We start from the raw sequence: 14,052 nt of genomic DNA, 5'->3' as shown, positions 1-14,052 counted from the left end.
CGGGCGTAGGATATCTGAGAGGAGCTGTCCTTAGTACGAGAGGACCGGGATGGACGGACCGCTGGTGTATCAGCTGCACCGCCAGGTGCATAAGGCTGGGTAGCCACGTCCGGAAGGGATAAACGCTGAAGGCATCTAAGCGTGAAGCCCCCCTCAAGATGAGATATCCCTCCTTTATGGAGTAAGACCCCTTGGAGAGTACGAGGTTAGATAGGCACAAGGTGTAAGCATGGTAACGTGTTCAGCTGATGTGTACTAATAGGTCGAGGGCTTATCCAAAAAAGCAAAGGTTAGAGACGGATCTAAGAGATTTCAGTGTTCGGTTTTGAAGGTACAAAATTTTTTATTATAATCCTCCTTAGCTCAGTCGGTAGAGCATTCGGCTGTTAACCGAAGTGTCGTTGGTTCGAGTCCGACAGGGGGAGCTAGAAGCACCGAAACACGGTCGCTAAGCACTTGGCTCCGTGGTCAAGCGGTCAAGACATCGCCCTTTCACGGCGGTAACACGAGTTCGATTCTCGTCGGAGTCATTTCATCGAAAATACCTTTATTTGGTGACATAGCCAAGCGGTAAGGCACAGGTCTGCAACACCTCGAGCGGCGGTTCAAATCCGCCTGTCACCTCTAAAAACCTATGAACATTCGTTGTTCATAGGTTTTTTTGTGCTATAATTTATTCAATAGTCTTTATTGGAGGTACGGTATGGCAGAAGAAACAATGAAAGATTTTATGGATGAGATCGACAAGTCACTTGCCAAGGGCAAGGATGGGGATGGTTTCATCTGGGACAAGCTTCATGCACTTCTTGATTCCGGAGAGTATGTGGATGTAGAGGTTACTGAAGCTGTTAAGGGAGGCGTAGTAGCTTTCCTTGAGGAGAAGAGGGGATTTATTCCTGCATCCAAGCTTTCTCTTTCATATATAGATGAAGAGAAGCTTCCCGAGTTTGTAGGTAAGACTCTCAAGGTTAAGGTAATCACAGTTGATGAAGAGGATGACAAGCTTGTTTTATCCGCAAAGGATTATCTTAAGGAAGAGGCTGAGAAAAAGAAGGCAGAGGCTATCGCCAAGGTTCAGGTTGGACTCGTAACAGAAGGTGTTGTTGAGAGCATTCAGAACTACGGAGCTTTTGTTAAGCTTGAAAATGGTACATCAGGTCTTTTGCACATCTCTCAGATCTGCAATCAGAGAATTGCACATCCTTCAGCAGTTCTTAAGGTCGGACAGACAGTTAAGGTTAAGGTAACAGCTATCAAAGACGGCAAGCTTAGTCTTAGCATGAAAGCCCTTGAGGAAATCGGTGCAGAAGAAGTAACAGAGGAGAAAATCGAGTTTGAGAGCGAAGGAGAGGCTACAACATCCTTAGCAGATCTTCTTAAGAAGGCAGGTTTCTAAATGCCAAAAGGAGGCGTTGTATGGAGGAAATCAAAAGGTTAAAAGAACTTATTGATGAGTCTGATAAGATAGTATTCTTTGGCGGTGCAGGTGTTTCAACAGAGAGCGGAATTCCCGACTTTAGAAGTAAAGACGGCCTGTATAACCAGCACGATGTAAGATTCGACATGTATCAGCCCGAATACCTGCTTAGCCATTCATGTCTTGTGTATGAGCCCAAGGTATATTATGAGTTCCACCGACAGAAGATGGATACCAGGAATATTGAGCCAAACAATGCCCACAAATATCTTGCGGCTTTAGAGAAGACCGGTAAGCTTAAAGCTATCGTTACTCAGAACATCGATGGACTTCATCAGAAGGCCGGAAGCAAGGTGGTCTATGAGATTCACGGAAGTGCTCTTAGAAACTACTGCATGAGCTGTGGAAAAGAGTATCCGGCTGATTATATTTTTGAATCCACAGAGCCGATCCCAAAGTGTTCCTGTGGAGGCACTATAAGGCCTGATATCACTCTTTATGAAGAGGGACTTCCCGATGATCAGGTTGATGGTGCAATCAGCGCAATAGCCAGCGCAGATATGCTGATAATTGGAGGTACATCACTTACAGTATATCCGGCAGCTTCATTCATTAATTATTTCAGGGGAAAAACCGTTGTTGTAATTAATCAGAGTGAAATACAGATAAGCGGAGCTCAGAACACCCTTATTATAAGGGAAAAGATCGGTAAGGTCTTCACAGAGCTTGCAGCTCTCCAGGGGATTGAATTGTAAAAAAGGACTTGCATAGTTCCTGGATTTATGATAACATATCATCCTGTGATAAATTCCTTGTCACTTGACTGAAACAAGTGGCCAGAGACCAAAAGGAGGTAACAAATAGCATGAACAAATACGAATTAGCCGTTGTTGTTAGTGCAAAGATCGAAGACGACGCAAGAACTGCTGTCATCGAGAAGGTAAAGAGAACTATCGAGAAGCATGGTGGTCAGATTACCAACATCGATGAGTGGGGCAAGAAGAAGCTCGCTTATGAGATCGAGAAGATGACAGAAGGCTTCTACTATTTCATCCAGTTCGATGGTGAGCCTACTTCTCCAGCTGAGATCGAAGCTCGCATGAGAATCATGGACGGCGTCATCAGATATTTATGCGTTAAGAACGAGGCCTAAATAGAAGAGGACGAATAATGAACAAAGTAATTTTATGTGGACGTTTAACAAGAGATCCTGAAGTAAGATATTCACAGGGCGCTGAGCCTATGGCAATCGCAAGATACACACTTGCTGTTGACCGCAGAAGAGGCAGAAGCAATGACCCTAACGAGCAGTCAGCTGATTTTATCAGCATCGTAGCTTTTGGTAAGGCTGGCGAGTTTGCTGAGAAGTACCTTAAGAAAGGTACCAAGATGCTTATTACAGGACGTATCCAGACAGGTAGTTATACCAACAAGGATGGCGTTAAGGTCTACACAACCGAGGTGGTTGTGGAAGATCAGGAGTTTGCAGAGTCTAAGAACAACGCATCAAACGGCGGAAACTTTGACTACAGCGCAAACAGCGCACCTGCACCTGCAAGTGCACCATCAAATGATCCCACTCCCGCTGCAGCAGGCGATGGCTTCATGAACATTCCGGATGGAATCGAAGAGGAGCTGCCTTTTAACTAAAAGGAGGAATATACAATGGCTTTCACAAAGTCTGATAGATCCGATTCTCCAGTAAGGAGAAAGGGCGGAATGCACAGAAGAAAGAAAGTTTGCGTTTTCTGTGGCAAGGATAATGTAATTGATTACAAGGATACAGCTAAGCTTAAGAAGTTCGTTTCTGAGAGCGGCAAGATTCTTCCAAGAAGAATCACAGGAAACTGCGCTAAGCACCAGAGAGAGCTTACATCAGCTGTAAAGCGTGCTAGACATCTGGCTCTTATGCCTTACGTAGCTGAGTAATCAGTAATAAGACAAACAATCAGAGACACTTTTTAGAAGAGATTCTAAGAAGTGTCTTTTTTATGCTCAAAAGATAAGGTAAAAGCCTACAAGAAGTTTCATGAATTTTGAGAGAATTTGTCACTTTCGCCAAAATGAGAAAAGTTGTTAAATATATTGTTAATTATTTGACACCCTTATGGTATAGTATGTAGTGGCTATTTTACAGAATTTTTATAAATAGAAAGGGAATCACTATGGCAAATCACGAATTTTCACAGTGGGACGGTTTCGTAGGTCGTGTCTGGAAAGACAATGTTGACGTACGTGACTTCATTCAGAACAACTATACTCCATATGACGGAGATGAGTCTTTCCTTGCAGAGCCAACAGAAGCTACCAATATGCTTTGGGGCAAGCTCCAGGAACTTCAGGCACAGGAACGTGCCAAGGGCGGTGTTCTTGATATGGATACCGACATCGTATCTTCTCTTACTTCACATGGTGCAGGATACATTTCAGAAGAAACAAAGGATTTAGAGCAGATTGTTGGTCTTCAGACAGACAAGCCACTTAAGAGAGCTTTCATGCCTTTCGGTGGTATCACAATGGCAGAGCAGTCATGCAGAATGTATGGCTACGAGCCTAGTGAGAAGCTTCACGAGATCTTTACAAAATATCACAAGACACACAACCAGGGCGTATTCGACATCTACACACCTGAGATGAAGAAGGCTCGTCACAACAAGATCCTCACAGGTCTTCCTGATACATACGGTCGTGGCCGTATCGTAGGCGATTACAGAAGAGTTGCCCTTTACGGTATCGATTACCTCATCGAGAAGAAACAGGCTGATTTTGCAGCAACAGAGCGTCAGGGTATGCGTCGTTATGATTTCCAGCTTCGTGAGGAGATCACAGACCAGATCAATGCTCTTAAGGGCATGAAGGAAATGGCTGCTATCTATGGCATCGACATTTCAAAGCCTGCAGGAACTGCCAAGGAAGCTGTTCAGTGGCTCTACTTTGGATATCTTGCAGCTATCAAGACACAGAACGGTGCTGCTATGTCAGTTGGACGTGTTTCTACATTCCTTGATATCTACTTCTCACGTGACCTTGCAAAGGGTATCATCACAGAGAAAGAAGCTCAGGAGATCATCGACCACTTCACAATGAAGTGCCGTATGGTTAAGTTCGCTCGTATTGAGTCTTACAACCAGCTCTTCTCAGGCGATCCTGTTTGGGCTACTCTTGAGGTTGGTGGTATCGGTCTTGACGGACGTCACCAGGTTACAAAGACCTGCTACAGATTCCTTCACACACTTGAGAACATGGGACCTTCACCTGAGCCAAACCTTACAGTTATGTATTCAAGCCGTCTTCCTGAGAACTTCAAGAAGTACGCTTCCAAGATTTCAGTTACTACATCTTCAATCCAGTATGAGAACGATGATGTAATGCGTGTTACATGGGGCGATGATTACTCAATCTGCTGCTGCGTATCTGCAACAGAGACAGGTAAAGAGCTTCAGTTCTTCGGTGCTCGTGCAAACCTTGCTAAGTGCCTTCTTTACGCTATCAACGGTGGTGTTGATGAGAAGTCAGGCGATCAGGTTGGACCTGAGTACAAGGCAATCACTTCCGAGTACCTTGACTATGATGAGGTTATGCACAAGTTCGACCAGATGATGGATTGGCTTGCTCACCTCTATGTTGGAACACTTAACATGATCCACTACATGCACGACAAGTACTACTATGAGGCTTGCCAGATGGCCCTTATTGATACACATGTACGTCGTTCATTTGCTACAGGTATCGCAGGATTCTCACACTGTGTAGACTCACTCTCAGCAATCAAGTATGCTAAGGTAAAGGCTATCCGTGATGAGAACGGAATCGCTAAGGACTTTGAGATTGAGGGTGACTTCCCTCGTTACGGTAATGATGATGACAGAGCTGATGAGATCGCTATCTGGCTTCTTCGCACATTCATGGGCAAGCTTCGTCACATCCATACCTACAGAGATTCAGAGCCTACAACATCAATCCTTACCATCACATCAAACGTTGTTTATGGTAAGGCAACAGGAGCACTTCCTGATGGACGTCCTGCAGGTGAGCCACTTTCACCCGGTGCTAACCCTGCATACGGCGCAGAAGTAAATGGTCTTATTGCATCACTTAACTCTGTCGCTAAGCTTCCTTACGAAGAGGCTCTTGATGGAATTTCAAACACACAGACAATCAACCCAGGTGCCCTTGGTCACACAGAGGAAGAGCGTGTTAATAACCTTGTAAACGTACTTGACGGATACTTTGATCAAGGTGCACACCACCTTAACGTAAATGTATTTGGTAAGGAGAAGCTCATCGATGCTATGGAGCATCCTGAGAAGCCTGAGTATGCTAACTTCACTATCCGTGTATCAGGATATGCTGTTAAGTTCATCGACTTGACAAAGGAGCAGCAGCTCGACGTAATTTCTCGTACTTGCCACGAGGCACTGTAATCAGTACCAGAGTTTTGGAGTTTTTTAATGAGTGAAATTATAGGATATGTAAATAAGCTGGAGAGTTTTGGCGCCGTGGACGGACCCGGTGTCAGATACCTCATTTTCCTTAGCGGATGCAGGATGAGATGTGCCTTTTGCCACAATCCAGAGACCTGGAAGGAAGGTGAGGGAGAGCAGTATACAGCTGATGAGCTTTTAAAGAAGGCTTTGCGTTTTAAGCCGTATTGGAAAAACGGCGGTGGTATTACTGTAAGTGGTGGAGAACCACTCCTTCAGATAGATTTTCTGCTGGATTTATTTAAAAAAGCAAAAGCAGCCGGCGTAAGTACCTGTATAGATACTGCAGGAGAGCCTTTCACTCATGAAGAACCTTTTTATTCCAAGTGGAAAGAGCTGATGGCGCTTACAGACACAGTTCTTTTAGATATCAAGAATATCGATCCTGAGGCTCACAAGGAGCTTACAGGTGTCGATAACGGAAATATCCTTCAGATGGCAAAAGAGATATCGGATTTGGGCATTCCAATCTGGATACGCCACGTACTGGTTCCCGGAGGAAGTGATAATGATGATTACCTCCGCCGTACCAGAGAGTTTATTGATACGCTGTCATCTGTAGAGAAAGTAGAGGTACTCCCGTATCACACGCTGGGAGTTCCAAAATACAAGGAGCTGGGAATTCCATACCGCCTTGAAGGTGTGGAATCACCAACACAGGAACGAATAGAAAATGCAAAAAAAATCCTAGGTGCAATTTAGCACCTAGGACTTTTTATTATCTAGACTTATCAGAGCAGTTTCTTAAGCTCATCATGTACAAACTGAACCTTAGGTCCAATGATAACCTGAACGGCTGTCTTGGAAGGTCTGATAACACCGGCAACTCCGGCATTCTTGATGGCCTTCTCATCAACAAGTGTGTAGTCCTTGATCTCTGTACGAAGTCTTGTTGCACAGTAGTCAACTTCAACGATGTTGTCTTTTCCGCCAAGTCCTGCAAGAACACGCTCAGCGATTGCTGTGAAGTCGTCGTTTGCAAGCTCGAGCTTCTCTTCTTCCTCATCCTCGTCATCTGTTCGTCCCGGAGTCTTAAGGTCGAACTTGGTGATAACGAAACGGAATACGAAGTAGTAGATAACTGCGAATACAAGGCCGATAGGAATAAGGAGCCAAGGGTTAACAGCCATAGGAGCCTTGAAGCTAAGGATGTAGTCAACAAGTCCTGCTGAGAAGTTAAATCCAAGTCTCAAAGGAAGCAGTGTGCAGATTGCTGCAGAAACACCTGTGAGGAGCGCATGTACAAGGTAAAGGCCGGGAGCCATGAACATGAATGCGAACTCAAGGGGTTCTGTGATTCCTGTGAAGATTGAAGCAAGTGATCCTGCAAGCAGGAGAGATGCAGCTGATTTCTTCTTGGAATCCTTTGCTGTGTGATACATTGCAAGTGCACCGCCTGGAAGACCGAACATCATGATAGGGAAGAATCCTGTCATGTACTGTCCTGTAACGCCCTTAACTGCGCCTTCTGCGCCTGACCAGAAGAGGCCGAGGTCGTTGATACCTGCTGTATCAAACCAGAATACGGCGTTGAGTGCGTGGTGCAGTCCCAAAGGAATAAGTGCACGGTTAAGCATTGCATAGATACCTGATCCAAGAGCGCCGAGGCCGAGGATTGCTTTACCGAAAGCTACGAGTGCTGCGAAGATTACCGGCCATACGAAGTACAGGATTGCTGCTGTAACGGCTGAAACAATCGCTGTAACAATGGCAACAGATCTTTTACCGCTGAAGAATGCAAGCCAGTCAGGAAGCTTAGTATCCTTGAATCTGTTGTAGCAGCTTGATCCGATGATACCGGCTAAGATACCGATAAATGCATTCTGGATCTTACCGAATGCTGCAGGAACTTCTGAAGCGTCAACGCCCTTGTACATTGCAACAGCGCCTGTGCTAAGAAGTGTGGTGATCATAAGGAATGAAACAAGACCTGCCAGAGCACTGGTTCCGTCATGGTCTTTAGCCATACCTACTGATACACCGATGGCAAAAAGAATCGGGATCTGATCAATGATCGCCGATGCAGCTTTTATACAAAATGCTGCCAAAACACTGTTGGCACCCCAACCTGATGGATCGATCCAATATCCGATACCGTAGAGAATACCTGCTGCTGGAAGAACTGCGACAGGAAGCATCAGAGATTTACCGATCTTTTGTAGATACTTCATCATACATTTGTCCTCCTTTATTTATGAATTGCTTTCCGCAATTACATTCATTTGCTCAGCACGATAGCAGCATCGCCCACTGCTACCTTTCCGCTCTTTTTCTCAAAACCTGAAAACTTGGAATGGTTAGATACGATCATAGGAGTGATGATATCGTAGCCGGCGTTCTTTACGCCCTCGAGATCAACCTCAACGATGAGGTCACCCTTTTTAACGGTATCGCCCTGTTTTGCATGGATGGCGTAGTGCTCGCCTCCAAGCTTAACTGTGTCGATGCCGATGTGAACAAGGATCTCTGCTCCGTCAGTAGAATTAATGCAGAATGCATGTCCTGTTGGGAAAAGAGCTATAAGAGCTCCGTCAGCAGGCGCAAAGAATTTGCCGTCTGAAGGAATGATGGCTACGCCCTTGCCCACCATTTCCTGCGCAAAGGTGTCATCCTTTACCTGAGTGATAGGCACAATTTCTCCATTGACCGGAGAAACCAGTGTGATTTTGTTACCCTGGAAAAGTTTGTCGAATAGACCCATATTGAATTCCCCCCAACTTAGAAGTCTTTACGAGATTTTACTTCATGCTAACATTTTAGCATTAATGCATACAAATTAACTATCCAGTTTCTGTTTTTGTTGTAGAATTTTGGCATTTAAACTGACATAATATATATATGCGTTTCCTAAAAAAGAAGCTTTGGAGGTTTTTCTATGAAAGAAAAGAAGGTTAGACAGCATAAGCTTACGGACAAGAATCCTTATATCAGTTCAATACTACTGGTTATAGTGGGCTTCTTTATTTTGTCGCTTGTGTCAGGAGTTCTTAATGTGATCATTGCTATTCCTATTCCCGATTATCCAAGACTATACGGTCCTATAGGATTGCTTGTGGGTTTGGCAGCAGGACTTTTGTTCTATAAGCTATGGTTTAAAGGAGAGTTCACAAGCTTTTTCAGGTATGGAAAGATTGGTCCGGGTGTTCCGCTTATTGTGGTATATATGATCTATCTCGCTCTTTGTCTTGCGTATGATGCATTCGAAGGAGATGTGTCATTTAAATTCAACGTCTCAGGGGTTTTAACCGCTCTGTATGCAGGAGTGATTGAGGAATTTATGTTCAGAGGAATCATGACGAGTACGCTTATGCGCAAGAGAAAAAACAAAGACAGCATCATGATACAGCTGCTTTTCCCGGCAATATTGTTTGGTTTCGTTCACCTCACTAATGCTTTTTCCGGCGCAGATATACTGGTGGCGTTCTTTCAGAGCTTAGGTTCTGTAGCTGTCGGTATGGCTCTTGGGGCTATATACATTCTGACAGGAAATCTCGCAGTGGTTATTGCTATACATACTTTCCATGATGTAATTGCGATTTGCTTTTCCAATGATGTAAACAGTTCGGGTCTGATGACCGGAAGTGTTACTGCCGGTACTATCATAGAACTGATAATAGCGATAGGCATGTTTGTATATGTAGTATATTATGCCAAGAAGCAAAAGAATATTGATATTGCCCGTGACCTTTGGGACAAAAAATGGACCGCATCACTCTAAAAAAGTGATGCGGTTTTTTTATATAGCTGCGCTTAGTATCCTTTACCTCTCCAATAATCCAACAAGTTTTCGTCCGGCGCTTGTGTATGGATGTTCTCTCATGCTCAGGTTAAACTTTGTAGAGCCGATGAGAACCGTAGATGGATGTGTAAACTCCATAAATCCCCACTTGCCGTGATATGCACCCATTCCAGAGTGACCGGTGCCATTAAATGGAGCGCCCTTTACCATCATGTGAAGGCAGACTTCATTGATACAGCCTCCGCCGTATTGCATTCTCTGCATGACTTTCTTCGCCCAGGTGATATTTTTCGTGAAGATGTAGAGCGACAGGCCATGCTCGCGCCTTGAAATAGTATCAAGAAGAGCGCCGATTTCATCATCTTTGTACGTTACAATCGGCAGAAGCGGGCAAAAGAGCTCTTTCTGCACTATACTGTCACCTATATCAACAGGGTAAATTATGGTCGGATCATACTTTAAAGTCGTATCGTTTCCGGATCCGCCATATACGATCTTGTTCCTGTATTCATCAGCGAGATTCTTGCATTTATCATAAGCTGACCGGTTTATCAGGCGAGGATACTCTGGATTTTCATGGGGCTCAGCGCCCAACTGTTTATTGAAGGCTTTGATAAGCTCTTTTACAAAATCCTCTGCGACCTCGCTTGCCACAGCAACCTGATTTATGTTGATGCAGATCTGGCCGCTGTTTAAGGCCTTGAAGAAAGCAATCTTTCTGGCAGCGTCCTTAAGGTTTGCATCTTTCCTGATGATGCACCAGTTACCTGTCTCTCCGCCAAGCTCAAGGGCAGTAGAGGTCAGATTCTTGGCTGCCTGTTCAAGGACATGGACACCGACCTTGGGAGAGCCTGTGTAAAAGATCTTGTCGAATTTCTGAGCAAGGCACATGTCAGCCACATCGTGTCCGCCGTCTATAACGGTCACATATTTTGGGGGATATATTTCAGAGATGATCTTCTTCATAAGCTGCGTGCAGTGCTGTGACTTGGAACTTGCCTTGATAACAGCTGTGTTTCCGCCGGCGATGGCAGCAATTAAGACCCCAAGGGACAAAATGAAGGGGAAGTTGAAGGGGCTTATGATGAGAGATACGCCGTAAGGAACCTTGTAGACCTTGGTGGTCACGCTTGGAAAGCAGTGAAGACCGCTAAAATGCGTCTCAGGCTTGGCCCATCCTCGAAGACCTTTCATGGTCTCGTTGATCTCGAGAATGACGCTTCCTATGTCGCAGAAGTATGCTTCCATAGGGGCTCTTCCAAGATCTCTGTACAGAACATCCTCAAGGACCTGCTGATTTTTGATGATAGCAGCCTTAAGTCTTTTCAGCTGTCTGAGCCTGAATTCGACATCCAGAGTTTTCCCGGAATAAAAGAATTTACGTTGCTTATCAACTATCTCTCTGATCGTGGTTTCAGTGTACATAGCATCCTCCGTGTAAGGCTTGAACAACGTATCCGAATTAATTGTAACAAAAAAGGAGAGTATTTAAACTCTCCTTTTAACGGTTTACTATTATTTTCCCGAATACTTGCAAAGTATACAATTCAAGATTCTAACATCTAAGGACGGGGAGTGCAGCTTTGGGAAAAGAGCCATTCCATAAAGCTCTCATCTGCCATCACGGCAAAGTCTGCCTGATGAAAGCCGGAAAGAGCGCCGGCTGAGAGCATTTCCCGGTCACTGAATTCAGTTAGAGATACGTTTTCTGAGCCCATGGCCTTTAGGGTTGAAACGGCAGATCTGCTGACATCAACAGGAATTACATTGTCGTTTGTAGCATGTGCAAACCATATCGGAATGTCTTTTATCTTAGAGAGATTAGTGGTGGAATCCCGTGAGTAAGTTAGTGCAGGGCACATGACAATGGCGCCGGCGATATCCTCAGGATAGGCTTCAAGAAATTCCACGGTTGCAAGTCCGCCAAAGGAATTACCCATACAATAGATGGCGGAAGGGTTAACTTTTCCTTCAGCTATGAGGTGGTCCGAGATGTCTTTTACCTCGTTGTACAGACCTCGGCGGCTTGATTCAGCCAAAAAGGTATTGTCATCAATGTGCGGTGCTAAAACATAGCAGGGGTGCTTGCTCTGGCTCTCGGTCGAGGTCAGGGTAGAGACGACCATGGTGCTTTCGGCATTTTCTGCTTCGCCATAGCCATGGAAGACAATGACCAGAGGCTGGTTTTTGGTATCTTTTGGTGTATAGAGATAGTATCTGGACTTGTCTATTTTAAAAGAGCTGCATTCTGCCAAGGTAAGCATTGCTACGGCGAGGATTAAGCAGCAAAGAAAATTCTTTTTCATCGCATTCTCCAAGGCGGTTGACGTATTTATAGTTAATTATACTCAATATTATGTAAAATGATTAAATACATTATCTTGTATTGTGAATCCAATCGTTCTACAATATAATGTATAAGAACCCGTCAACCGTATTTATACTAATGGAGAGAGCTTATGATCACACAGTTTCCGGAAGTAATAACAATCGATGGTTTCGTTTATAAGAAAATGTCACAGAGGGTTAGCGGAGGTGCATATTATGACTCCTATGACAACCCTTCGGAGATAACATCCAAATCTGTCTGCCTTTATCCAAACGGAGAGCTTACATACAGCTGGCGCGGAATAGAGCAGAAATGGAATAAGAGTTTTCGCGTAATAAGACAAGGAAAGATTTAATGGAAATTGTAAGTATACTCTTAATTGTAGCGTTGGTTACTTCTATTGTTTTGTTTATCAAGGAATACCGCGCCGCCAAAAAAGAGAACAGAAAAATGAACCCCTGGTATGCAGTCGGTTTTGGCGTAGTTGTTGCCTGTGTAGTAGTTTACATAATTGGGAGAACATTCCTGTTCCTGATCACTTGGGCAATAGTGGCAAATATGTAAAAAGACAAGGCTGAATACTATGGAAGACAAGAGATTTCTGAAGGTTTTGATCATAGTAAGCATATTGGCGATACTACTCACGTTATCACATTGCATATATGCTTACAAAGCTTATGAGAATTCATCAATTATACATTTGATATCACAGGAGATATGGTGATGAAGGGACGGATAATGGCCATTTTATCAGTGGTGCTGGTCACAGTGCTGGTAAATGGCTTTATTTTTATGACTGTAACAAGGCGAGTCGGCAACAATTTCAGCAGCGCCTCACAGAGGAAGATGATCGATGTATCGAGGTACCTGCCTTTTGAGGAAGGTTCTGACCTTGCCAGGGTGGATTCTTCTTTGAAGTTTGAAGAAGGAGACGATCTTCCGGTACTGGACGGCGCAGCTGCTCTGGTTCCGGTTTACGCATCGGTCATAGATAACTGCTATCCCGAAGGCAGCGTTACCTATGAAGGCGGAGAGTTTTCCGATGAAAATTTCTATGGCGAGAACTTTGCTGATGACAGCGTGATGCAGTATCAGAACACGATACGAGGCTTTGATGCCATGGTTGACGGCTCGGTGGATCTGTTCTTTACAGCTCATCCATCGAAGGAGCAGCTGGAGTCGGCAGCAGAAAAAGGTGTTGAGCTGGAGATTGTTCCGGTTGGACTTGAGGCATTTGTCTTCTTTGTAAACTCAAAGAACCCGGTAGATGGCCTGACAGCTGACCAGATCCGGGATATCTACACCGGTAAGATCACAAATTGGAACGAAGTCGGAGGCCCGTCAAAGCTCATAAATCCCCTTGTCAGGATCAAGGGCTCGGGATCGCAGACCATGATGGAGAAGTTCATGGGAAAAGACATTGTCCTTACCCACAACCCGATGAACATCCTCGGGGGTTCCATCGGATATTCCTTCAGATATTATTTGTCGGGCATGGTCGCCGATACCGGTGTTAAGATGCTAGCAGTTGACGGAGTATACCCTGATGCAGAGAACATCAGAAACGGTACATATCCTTTGACTGCCAGCTTCTATGTTGTCTACCGTAAGGACAATGATAATAAGAATATAAAAGAACTTGTGGAGTGGCTCTTATCAGACGAAGGCCAGAGGCTGATCGAAGACTGTGGATATGTGGTACTTCCAAAGTAGGAGTCAATGGGGACGGTTCTCTTTGACTCCTTTTTGAGTCACCGGGGACGTTTCAGATTGACTCATTATGAGACACTGGGGACGTTTCACATTGACTCATTTTGAGTCAGTGGGGACGTTTCAGATTGACTCATTCTGAGTCAGTGGGGACGTTTCACTTTGACTCACTTTGTGAGTCAAGGGGACGGTTCTGTTGACTCATTATGCGAGTGGTGACGGGCGTTGGGGATATAGGCCCGCCGCCATGGGATTGTAGCTCACATAAATACCGGCCCCAAGGGCTGCCCGGGCGCCAAAGGGCGGCGCCCAGCGTACTGTCCCTTGACTCCGGTATTTATATGAGCGGTCGGTCACTAAGGCGGGCCGGTAA

Annotated in this window: 15 protein-coding genes, 3 tRNA genes and 1 rRNA gene; 15 read left to right on the top strand and 4 right to left on the bottom strand. The window is 44.8% G+C overall.

Annotation, left to right across the window (positions count from 1 at the left end; all coding sequences use genetic code 11):
* From G632_RS0117970 to pflA, 11 genes are all read left to right on the top strand, one after another.
* Nucleotides 1–279: ribosomal RNA gene (locus G632_RS0117970) — 23S ribosomal RNA — on the top strand; the annotation flags it as partial.
* A gap of 73 nt (nt 280–352) precedes the next feature.
* A tRNA-Asn gene (locus G632_RS0117965) sits at nt 353–425 on the top strand.
* A gap of 33 nt (nt 426–458) precedes the next feature.
* Nucleotides 459–530, top strand: a tRNA-Glu gene (locus G632_RS0117960).
* Nucleotides 531–553: 23 nt separating this feature from the next.
* Nucleotides 554–624: transfer RNA gene (locus G632_RS0117955), tRNA-Cys, on the top strand.
* A 79-nt stretch (nt 625–703) separates the two neighbouring features.
* Nucleotides 704–1,396 carry a S1 RNA-binding domain-containing protein gene (locus G632_RS0117950; RefSeq protein WP_022770907.1) on the top strand — a complete coding sequence of 231 codons (693 nt, stop codon included), beginning with the start codon at nt 704–706 and terminating at the stop codon, nt 1,394–1,396.
* Nucleotides 1,397–1,416: 20 nt separating this feature from the next.
* Nucleotides 1,417–2,172 (top strand): NAD-dependent protein deacylase, encoded by a 756-nt coding sequence (locus tag G632_RS0117945; protein ID WP_022770906.1) that lies wholly within the window; start codon nt 1,417–1,419, stop codon nt 2,170–2,172.
* Nucleotides 2,173–2,282: 110 nt separating this feature from the next.
* Complete coding sequence (rpsF, locus tag G632_RS0117940; protein ID WP_022766231.1) at nt 2,283–2,570, top strand: 30S ribosomal protein S6; 288 nt, start codon at nt 2,283–2,285, stop codon at nt 2,568–2,570.
* 17 nt (nt 2,571–2,587) lie between these two features.
* Nucleotides 2,588–3,067, top strand: coding sequence for a single-stranded DNA-binding protein (locus tag G632_RS0117935; RefSeq protein WP_022770905.1), 480 nt, complete (start codon nt 2,588–2,590; stop codon nt 3,065–3,067).
* Nucleotides 3,068–3,082: 15 nt separating this feature from the next.
* Nucleotides 3,083–3,346: a 30S ribosomal protein S18 gene (gene rpsR, locus G632_RS0117930; RefSeq protein WP_022766233.1), complete on the top strand. Its 264-nt coding sequence runs from the start codon at nt 3,083–3,085 to the stop codon at nt 3,344–3,346.
* Nucleotides 3,347–3,582: 236 nt separating this feature from the next.
* Nucleotides 3,583–5,841, top strand: a complete 2,259-nt coding sequence (gene pflB, locus G632_RS0117925) for a formate C-acetyltransferase (protein ID WP_022770904.1) — start codon at nt 3,583–3,585, stop codon at nt 5,839–5,841.
* A gap of 27 nt (nt 5,842–5,868) precedes the next feature.
* Entirely contained in the window at nt 5,869–6,603 is a 735-nt protein-coding gene (gene pflA / locus G632_RS0117920; protein WP_022770903.1) for a pyruvate formate-lyase-activating protein, read from the top strand.
* 29 nt (nt 6,604–6,632) lie between these two features.
* Here pflA and nagE read toward each other — a convergent pair whose 3' ends face one another.
* Together nagE and G632_RS0117910 are read right to left on the bottom strand one after the other, a co-directional pair.
* Entirely contained in the window at nt 6,633–8,075 is a 1,443-nt protein-coding gene (gene nagE / locus G632_RS0117915; RefSeq protein WP_022770902.1) for an N-acetylglucosamine-specific PTS transporter subunit IIBC, read from the bottom strand.
* Between the two features lie 44 nt (nt 8,076–8,119).
* On the bottom strand, nt 8,120–8,602 hold the full coding sequence (locus G632_RS0117910; protein ID WP_022770901.1) for a PTS sugar transporter subunit IIA: 483 nt from the start codon (nt 8,600–8,602) through the stop codon (nt 8,120–8,122).
* A gap of 174 nt (nt 8,603–8,776) precedes the next feature.
* Here G632_RS0117910 and G632_RS0117905 point away from each other — a divergent pair, with 174 nt between their 5' ends.
* Nucleotides 8,777–9,619, top strand: a complete 843-nt coding sequence (locus G632_RS0117905) for a CPBP family intramembrane glutamic endopeptidase (RefSeq protein ID WP_022770900.1) — start codon at nt 8,777–8,779, stop codon at nt 9,617–9,619.
* Nucleotides 9,620–9,661: 42 nt separating this feature from the next.
* Here G632_RS0117905 and G632_RS20730 read toward each other — a convergent pair whose 3' ends face one another.
* Together G632_RS20730 and G632_RS0117895 are read right to left on the bottom strand one after the other, a co-directional pair.
* Nucleotides 9,662–11,065 (bottom strand): aldehyde dehydrogenase family protein, encoded by a 1,404-nt coding sequence (locus G632_RS20730; protein WP_022770899.1) that lies wholly within the window; start codon nt 11,063–11,065, stop codon nt 9,662–9,664.
* A gap of 137 nt (nt 11,066–11,202) precedes the next feature.
* Complete coding sequence (locus tag G632_RS0117895) at nt 11,203–11,946, bottom strand: alpha/beta hydrolase (RefSeq protein WP_022770898.1); 744 nt, start codon at nt 11,944–11,946, stop codon at nt 11,203–11,205.
* A gap of 153 nt (nt 11,947–12,099) precedes the next feature.
* On the opposite strand from G632_RS0117895, the gene G632_RS0117890 reads away from it, so the two are divergent.
* The 3 genes from G632_RS0117890 (at nt 12,100) to G632_RS0117880 (ending at nt 13,682) form a co-directional block, all read left to right on the top strand.
* Nucleotides 12,100–12,324, top strand: coding sequence for a hypothetical protein (locus G632_RS0117890; protein WP_022770897.1), 225 nt, complete (start codon nt 12,100–12,102; stop codon nt 12,322–12,324).
* The gene (locus tag G632_RS0117885) at nt 12,324–12,533 is read left to right on the top strand and encodes a hypothetical protein (RefSeq protein ID WP_022770896.1); all 210 of its coding nucleotides are present in this window, start codon (nt 12,324–12,326) and stop codon (nt 12,531–12,533) included. Before G632_RS0117890 ends, G632_RS0117885 begins: the two co-directional genes overlap by 1 nt.
* A 159-nt stretch (nt 12,534–12,692) precedes the next feature.
* Nucleotides 12,693–13,682: a PstS family phosphate ABC transporter substrate-binding protein gene (locus G632_RS0117880; RefSeq protein WP_022770895.1), complete on the top strand. Its 990-nt coding sequence runs from the start codon at nt 12,693–12,695 to the stop codon at nt 13,680–13,682.
* The last annotated feature ends 370 nt before the right edge of the window (nt 13,683–14,052 follow it).

Source organism: Butyrivibrio sp. NC2007 (assembly GCF_000421405.1).
In the GTDB taxonomy this organism is placed as follows: Bacteria; Bacillota; Clostridia; order Lachnospirales; family Lachnospiraceae; genus Butyrivibrio.
The sequence above is the reverse complement of the archived record's forward strand: the minus strand, read 5'-3'. Positions and strand labels throughout refer to the sequence as shown.

Coding starts and splice junctions, on each gene's coding strand:
- G632_RS0117950 (WP_022770907.1), top strand. CDS start 704: ATGGCAGAAGAAACAATGAAAGATTTTATGGATGAGATCGACAAGTCA.
- G632_RS0117945 (WP_022770906.1), top strand. CDS start 1,417: ATGGAGGAAATCAAAAGGTTAAAAGAACTTATTGATGAGTCTGATAAG.
- rpsF (WP_022766231.1), top strand. CDS start 2,283: ATGAACAAATACGAATTAGCCGTTGTTGTTAGTGCAAAGATCGAAGAC.
- G632_RS0117935 (WP_022770905.1), top strand. CDS start 2,588: ATGAACAAAGTAATTTTATGTGGACGTTTAACAAGAGATCCTGAAGTA.
- rpsR (WP_022766233.1), top strand. CDS start 3,083: ATGGCTTTCACAAAGTCTGATAGATCCGATTCTCCAGTAAGGAGAAAG.
- pflB (WP_022770904.1), top strand. CDS start 3,583: ATGGCAAATCACGAATTTTCACAGTGGGACGGTTTCGTAGGTCGTGTC.
- pflA (WP_022770903.1), top strand. CDS start 5,869: ATGAGTGAAATTATAGGATATGTAAATAAGCTGGAGAGTTTTGGCGCC.
- nagE (WP_022770902.1), bottom strand. CDS start 8,075: ATGATGAAGTATCTACAAAAGATCGGTAAATCTCTGATGCTTCCTGTC.
- G632_RS0117910 (WP_022770901.1), bottom strand. CDS start 8,602: ATGGGTCTATTCGACAAACTTTTCCAGGGTAACAAAATCACACTGGTT.
- G632_RS0117905 (WP_022770900.1), top strand. CDS start 8,777: ATGAAAGAAAAGAAGGTTAGACAGCATAAGCTTACGGACAAGAATCCT.
- G632_RS20730 (WP_022770899.1), bottom strand. CDS start 11,065: ATGTACACTGAAACCACGATCAGAGAGATAGTTGATAAGCAACGTAAA.
- G632_RS0117895 (WP_022770898.1), bottom strand. CDS start 11,946: ATGAAAAAGAATTTTCTTTGCTGCTTAATCCTCGCCGTAGCAATGCTT.
- G632_RS0117890 (WP_022770897.1), top strand. CDS start 12,100: ATGATCACACAGTTTCCGGAAGTAATAACAATCGATGGTTTCGTTTAT.
- G632_RS0117885 (WP_022770896.1), top strand. CDS start 12,324: ATGGAAATTGTAAGTATACTCTTAATTGTAGCGTTGGTTACTTCTATT.
- G632_RS0117880 (WP_022770895.1), top strand. CDS start 12,693: ATGAAGGGACGGATAATGGCCATTTTATCAGTGGTGCTGGTCACAGTG.